The sequence below is a fragment of the Ruegeria pomeroyi DSS-3 genome (assembly GCF_000011965.2).
GTDB lineage: Bacteria > Pseudomonadota > Alphaproteobacteria > Rhodobacterales > Rhodobacteraceae > Ruegeria_B > Ruegeria_B pomeroyi.
This window is the reverse complement of record NC_003911.12, coordinates 4,005,686-4,012,500: the sequence shown is the minus strand read 5'-3', so window position 1 is coordinate 4,012,500 and position 6,815 is coordinate 4,005,686. Positions and strand designations below refer to the sequence as shown.

The 6,815-nt window shown below is 59.0% G+C and carries 4 protein-coding genes, 1 tRNA gene and 2 rRNA genes (1 of these 7 cut by a window edge); 6 read left to right on the top strand and 1 reads right to left on the bottom strand.

What is annotated here, in order from left to right:
- The 3 genes from SPO_RS19270 to SPO_RS19260 all read left to right on the top strand — a co-directional run.
- Positions 1–1,776, top strand: a 23S ribosomal RNA gene (locus SPO_RS19270); it begins 1,120 nt to the left of the window's first position.
- Positions 1,777–1,981: 205 nt separating this feature from the next.
- A 5S ribosomal RNA gene (gene rrf, locus SPO_RS19265) occupies positions 1,982–2,096 on the top strand.
- Between the two features lie 43 nt (positions 2,097–2,139).
- Positions 2,140–2,216 (top strand) — tRNA-Met (locus SPO_RS19260).
- Positions 2,217–2,835: 619 nt separating this feature from the next.
- Here the strand turns inward: SPO_RS19260 and SPO_RS19255 are convergent.
- On the bottom strand, positions 2,836–4,119 hold the full coding sequence (locus SPO_RS19255) for an RNA polymerase factor sigma-54 (RefSeq protein WP_011049473.1): 1,284 nt from the start codon (positions 4,117–4,119) through the stop codon (positions 2,836–2,838).
- A 269-nt stretch (positions 4,120–4,388) separates the two neighbouring features.
- Between SPO_RS19255 and SPO_RS22635 the strand changes: the two genes are divergently transcribed.
- The 3 genes from SPO_RS22635 to SPO_RS19245 all read left to right on the top strand — a co-directional run bounded on the left by SPO_RS22635 (position 4,389) and on the right by SPO_RS19245 (position 6,795).
- Positions 4,389–4,607 carry a DUF779 domain-containing protein gene (locus tag SPO_RS22635; protein WP_084791025.1) on the top strand — a complete coding sequence of 73 codons (219 nt, stop codon included), beginning with the start codon at positions 4,389–4,391 and terminating at the stop codon, positions 4,605–4,607.
- Positions 4,608–4,759: 152 nt separating this feature from the next.
- The gene (locus SPO_RS19250) at positions 4,760–5,818 is read left to right on the top strand and encodes an ATP-NAD kinase family protein (protein WP_011049471.1); all 1,059 of its coding nucleotides are present in this window, start codon (positions 4,760–4,762) and stop codon (positions 5,816–5,818) included.
- Positions 5,815–6,795 carry a thiamine pyrophosphate-dependent dehydrogenase E1 component subunit alpha gene (locus SPO_RS19245; RefSeq protein ID WP_011049470.1) on the top strand — a complete coding sequence of 327 codons (981 nt, stop codon included), beginning with the start codon at positions 5,815–5,817 and terminating at the stop codon, positions 6,793–6,795. The genes SPO_RS19250 and SPO_RS19245 overlap by 4 nt, the downstream gene beginning before the upstream one ends.
- Positions 6,796–6,815: the final 20 nt, after the last annotated feature.

The following is a 6,815-nucleotide window of genomic DNA, read 5'->3' as shown; positions in this document are numbered from 1 at the left end:
GCTCACTGGTCTAATCAAGACGTCCTGCGGCGAAGATGTAACGGGGCTCAAGCCATGAGCCGAAGCTGAGGATGCCGTAAGGCATGGTAGCGGAGCGTAGTGTGACATAGTCTCATGTCTCTTTAGCTCATTTGATCTCGACCAATCGCTGAGTGGGTGCAGGCAACTGCCCTCAAGTAGCGAAGCGGTAGGGCATCAAAAATGAGCGTCGGAGACGCGAGGCTTTCGATGAAGCCGGGGCGTGAGCCATCCGGTGGAGAGATCACTAGCGAGAATGATGACATGAGTAGCGACAAAGAGTGTGAGAGACACTCTCGCCGAAAGTCCAAGGGTTCCTGCTTAAAGCTAATCTGAGCAGGGTAAGCCGGCCCCTAAGCCGAGGCCGAAAGGCGTAGGCGATGGGAACTAGGTTAATATTCCTAGGCCAGGAGGATGTGACGGATCACGGATGTAGTTCAGCCTTATCGGATTGGCTGGGCTGCTGAGTGGTCCCTGGAAATAGCCCTCCATCAGACCGTACCCTAAACCGACACAGGTGGACTGGTAGAGAATACCAAGGCGCTTGAGAGAACGATGTTGAAGGAACTCGGCAAAATACCTCCGTAAGTTCGCGAGAAGGAGGCCCGGGTTCAAGGCAACTTGGATCCGGGGGCACAAACCAGGGGGTGGCGACTGTTTATTAAAAACACAGGGCTCTGCGAAGTCGCAAGACGACGTATAGGGTCTGACGCCTGCCCGGTGCCTGAAGGTTAAAAGGAGGGGTGCAAGCTCCGAATTGAAGCCCAGGTAAACGGCGGCCGTAACTATAACGGTCCTAAGGTAGCGAAATTCCTTGTCGGGTAAGTTCCGACCTGCACGAATGGCGTAACGACTTCCCCGCTGTCTCCAACATCGACTCAGCGAAATTGAATTGCCTGTCAAGATGCAGGCTTCCCGCGGTTAGACGGAAAGACCCCGTGCACCTTTACTACAGCTTCGCACTGGCATCAGGATTGTGATGTGCAGGATAGGTGGTAGGCTTTGAAGCAGGAACGCCAGTTCCCGTGGAGCCAACCTTGAGATACCACCCTTCGCACTCTTGATGTCTAACCGCGGTCCGTTATCCGGATCCGGGACCCTGCGTGGCGGGTAGTTTGACTGGGGCGGTCGCCTCCTAAAGCGTAACGGAGGCGCGCGAAGGTTGGCTCAGAGCGGTCGGAAATCGCTCGTTGAGTGCAATGGCAGAAGCCAGCCTGACTGCAAGACTGACAAGTCGAGCAGAGACGAAAGTCGGCCATAGTGATCCGGTGGTCCCGAGTGGAAGGGCCATCGCTCAACGGATAAAAGGTACGCCGGGGATAACAGGCTGATACTGCCCAAGAGTCCATATCGACGGCAGTGTTTGGCACCTCGATGTCGGCTCATCTCATCCTGGGGCTGGAGCAGGTCCCAAGGGTACGGCTGTTCGCCGTTTAAAGAGGTACGTGAGCTGGGTTTAGAACGTCGTGAGACAGTTCGGTCCCTATCTGCCGTGGGTGTAGGATACTTGAGAGGAGTTGCCCCTAGTACGAGAGGACCGGGGTGAACGATCCACTGGTGGACCTGTTGTTGCGCCAGCAGCAGTGCAGGGTAGCTATGATCGGACAGGATAACCGCTGAAGGCATCTAAGCGGGAAGCCCCCCTCAAAACAAGGTATCCCTGAGGGCCGTGGAAGACCACCACGTCAATAGGCCGGAGATGTAAGCGCAGCAATGCGTTCAGTTGACCGGTACTAATCGCCCGATAGGCTTGATCCGATCCAGTAACAGAAAGACTGATCAAATGGCCTCAAGTAGCGCTCCGCGCGCCAGGCCAAATCAAGAACCAAAAGCACCAACTCGACTTGGACAACACCCGATTGATACTCCCGCCCGGACAATACGGGTGGCAACGCGCTTTCCTCCGGAAAACGCTGCCTGCCACCCTCACTGTCCGCAAGGCGGACAGTGAGTATTTATTCGGTTTGGTGGTCATAGCGAGCGCAATACACCCGGTCCCTTCCCGAACCCGGAAGTTAAGTGCCTCCGCGCCAATGGTACTCGGGCTCAAGCCCCGGGAGAGTAGGTCACCGCCAAACCTAATAAATACTCATCTCTCTACAACGATCAAAAAACAACCGGCGCGGGATGGAGCAGCCAGGTAGCTCGTCAGGCTCATAACCTGAAGGTCGCAGGTTCAAATCCTGCTCCCGCAACCAAACCCCTCAAGAAAACATATCAATGTCAGCGCCTTGGCGGACGGCGAGATATCGGTGTTCATTCAGGCCATGCAATATCAATGACTTAGCCCCCTAGGTGCAAATCACCCCGCAACCAACTGCGACGGCGTAGAATAGCGTCCAATCCGCGTCGTTCTGGTGATGGATCGCAACGATATTGACGTGATCAAAAATAGTTGCGCGGCGCCGTGTGCAACTTTTGATCGCTCGATTTCTGACTGCGTCACGGGCATTGGCACACTGGCAGAGATTGCTTCTTCGGGATCCCTGGGTGTCAACCGAGGACGAGCAATGGATGATAGCTGGTTCGTAGCAGTCTAAAAAACTACTGTTCGCATTTGTCGCTTCACAGGTACCAACCGAACCCTCCGCGCCTCCAAGTCTGCGGGCTTTCGTGGCAGGTCAAGCGGGCTGCATTAGCAACCTCAAGAGGTATGTTCTGGATGTCGCTTCTGGGCCTAAGCCTGTTTGGACTCAACGACAAAACCTCGGTCTGCCTCTGGCTCGGCCATTTGTCAGCATGGCTTGTATCCTAAACACATCATAGGCCAATGCCGATTGGCTGTCAGAGCATCAGTTGACGAGGAAGCAATTTCAGTCACGTATTCCTTTTGCGTTCATATGCTCCGGGGATCTGAAGAAACTGCCGATACTTTGCGACAGTACGCCGAGAGATCGACAGCCTGGCCTTGCCAAGTTGCCTGGCGAGTACTTGGTCCGACATGGGGCTTCGCGGGTTCTCTGTTTCAATGAGGAGGCGCAGCCTTTGCAGGACCTGGTCGCGGGTCCGGTCAGGGGTATCGTCGCTCAGAGGACGTGCCAGGAAATGCTCTGCGGGAAAAATGCCGGAATCCAGGCGAATTCTGCAGTTGGAAAGGGCGCGACTGATCGTGCTCTTGTTTAGTCCGGCTTCCTGCGCGATCAGCGTCATGGTCAGCGGCTGCTTGTCCCGGAGGCGACCAGACCTGATAAACTTGTGCTGGCGGTCTGCGATGGTCTGGCCCGCAGACAGCAGCGTATTGGCGCGTTTTTGCATTGCCCGTACCATATTTGCGGCCCCGCGATAGCAATCACGGTAATAGCTTTGGGCATGGGCATCGGTTTCGGCAGCCATGGTGGATGAAAATAGTGCGTCATCCGTCAAAAGCCGGGGCAGGGCGGCTTCGTTCAGCGAAGCTGTGCAGGTGCCGTCAGGAGCAGTCTTGATGATCAGTTCCGGTTCGCCAGATGCCTGAATCGGGTGGGATTGGCGGAAAAGAGGACTGGGATTGAGCGACCGGATATCTTCAAGCATTTCGATGGCGTCCTCGCGGTCGACATCGCAAGCTTTGCAGATGCCATCAATGTCCTGACGCGCGATCAGGTCAAGCCGACACAGCAATCTTTCAATCAGCGGGTCAAAGCGGTTCTTGGCCTGCAATTGAAGTCGGAAGCTGTCGGCCAGTGACCACGCAAACACGCCTGCGGGCTCTACGGCGTCCTGCAGGATCGGTACAAGCGCGCTAAGCTCTGCCGGGCTGCACTGGAGGTAACTGGCGGTCTCTTCGGGGCTGTCGGGCAAAAAGCCGCGCTCGTCGAGGCTGTGCACCAGATCCTGCGCCAGCTGGTTCTGCCTCGTCGTCATGCGGATCAGAGCGACCTGCCGCAACAGATCTTCGGTACCGCTTTCCATATGCGCAATTTCAGGCTGATCCGCCGCGCCGCCGCCGCCGGGCAGGGGCGGGGGAACTGTACGCAGAAAGCTGTTGCGGCTTTGCTCGCGCCGGATCGCTTCTGCGGCTTCGTCCGCATCCATCGACAGGAGTGACAGTGACGCGCGCATGGCCTGGGTCAGGGCCAGTTTCTGCGCCTGGGTTTGGATCTGACGTTGAAACTGCGGCACGTCTGGTCCTGAGCTGTCGGCATGAAATCACCGCTCCAAGTTTGGCATTGTCGTTGCTTGCAGTCAATTGCCATGACTCAGGAGGAAATCAAGAACGTGAATGCCCAAGCCCGCAGTGATGCACTTGACATGCCCATCTTGGGGTCGAATTCCCGTTCAAGTCGCGCTACGGCAACTTTATCAACGGCACCTTCGCAGAGCCGAAATACGGCCGCGATTTAACGGCTGCATCCGCGCCGAGGTAGGCACGATCGGCGAGGTCGACGCCGATACTGTTCCAGCAGGGCGACGACCTGATCGGCGACCAAGATGTTCTGGTCAGTGACATCGACGGCGTGCCGTTCCACAAGAACGCCGATCAGCACGGGCGCTGGAAACACACTGAACTGACCATTGACGCGATCAAGGGAATTGGCGGGATGTTCTCGCTTGAGAATGGCTCGGGCCGACGATTCCTGACCCGATCCGACATCTGCCTGACGGAATAACCCCACATCAAATTGTAGCTTCCAGAAATGACGGGCGGCCCGGGATCGGATGCCGCCCGTTCGCGCGTTCGACCGAGTACTCACCGTCGCTACCGCGCATCGCGCGATTTGGCACGGTCGTTGCTTGTTGGATTGGAAAGGAGACCGTCGCCATGACCAAAGTCGGCATCATCGCCAATCCCGTCTCGGCCCGCGACATCCGGCGGATCGTCAGCCATGCGGGCAATCTGCCGATCAATGACCGCGCGAACATCGTGTTGCGGATGCTGACGGGGCTGATGGCGACCGGCGTCGAAGAGGTGGTGATCATGCCGGAAAACGGCGGCATCCGCACCCAGCTGATGCGCACCATCGACCGCGAAGCCCGTATGGGGCATCTGCGGTTTCCGCGCGTCAGCTATCTGGACATGCCGGTCACCTGCACCTCGGACGACAGCGCCGAGGCGGCACGGCAGATGCACGATCAGGGTGTCGGGGCGATTGTGGTGCTGGGCGGCGACGGGACGAACCGCGTGGTCGTCTCGCGTTGCGGTAACACACCCATCGCCGGGGTATCCACCGGCACGAACAACGCCTTTCCGGAGCTGCGTGAACCGACGATCACCGGTCTGGCGGTGGGGCTGGCGGTGACCGGGCAGGTGCCCTGCGATCATGCCTATTCCTACAATAAGCGGCTGGAAGTGCGCGTCAACGACCAGCGCGAGATCGCTTTGGTCGACGTTGCCGTCGTCTCCGAACGGTTCATCGGTGCGCGCGCAATCTGGAAGACCGCGAATTTCCGCGATCTCTTCGTCACCTTCGGGCGGCCCGACGGGATCGGCATGTCGTCGATCATCGGGCTTCTGGCACCGCTTGACCGGCAGACACCTGAGGGCCGGCGCGCGCGTCTCTTGCCGCTGGAGACGGCAAAGACCCGGCTGGTCGCCCCGATCGCGCCCGGCCTGATTGAAGAGGTCGGCATCGGCGGCGTTGAAAAAGTTCTGCCCGACACGGTCTATCTGCCCAGCGTCTCGGCAGGTTCGTTCGCGCTCGATGGCGAACGCGAACTGACCTTCAGTGAAACCTGCGACGTCAGCATCCGTCTTCAGACCGATGCGTTCCGCACCGTCAACGTGCCCGATTGCATGGCCTATGCGGCCCGGCACGGGCTTCTCACCCGCGCAGCGTCCGAAGCGCTGCGTTCCGCTCATCAAACAGGGAGGACCACATGAGCAACCCGTTCCCACTGGAAAAAGACGGGCTTCTTGAAGCCTATCGCCGGATGAAGACGATCCGCGAGTTCGAAGAGCGCCTGCATGTCGATTTCGGCCGCGGCGACATCCCCGGCTTTGTGCACCTTTATGCGGGCGAAGAGGCCGCGGGCGTCGGTATCATGATGCACCTGAAGGATCTTGACCGCATCGCCTCGACCCACCGCGGGCATGGCCACTGCATCGCCAAGGGCGTGGATGTGAAAGGCATGATGGCCGAGATCTATGGCAAGTCCACCGGGTCCTGCGCGGGCAAGGGCGGCTCGATGCATATCGCTGATCTGTCCAAAGGCATGATGGGTGCAAACGGTATCCTCGGCGCCGGGGCGCCGCTTGTCTGTGGTGCCGCGCTCGCGGCGCAGAAGCTGGGGCATGACGGGGTGGGCATCACCTTCTTCGGCGATGGCGCCTCGAACCAGGGCACGGTGTTGGAATCGATGAACCTTGCCGCGATCTGGAACCTGCCCGCGATCTTCGTGGTGGAGAACAACGGCTACGCGGAATCCACCTCGGTGGACTACGCGGTGGCGTCAGACAGCTATGTCGACCGTGCGACCGGCTTCGGTATGCCGGGCATCACCGTCGACGGCACCGACTTCTTCGCCGTTTACGAGGCGGCGGGCGAGGTGGTGAAGCGTGCCCGCGAAGGTGGCGGGCCGACGCTTCTGGAATGCAAGATGATCCGCTTCTTCGGCCATTTCGAGGGCGATGCGCAGACCTATCGCGCCCCGGGCGAGAACGAGGACAACCGCAAGAACCGCGACTGCCTCAAGATCTTCCGCGCCAAGGTGACCGAGGCTGGCGTTCTGACCAACGCCGAGCTTGACGCCATCGACGCCGAGGTCGCGACTCTGATCGAGGACGCGGTGCGCGAGGCCAAGGCCGCGCCCCTGCCGACCCCCGCTGAACTGACCACCGATGTGTACGTGTCCTACTGACACGCGCTGACACGAGAAAG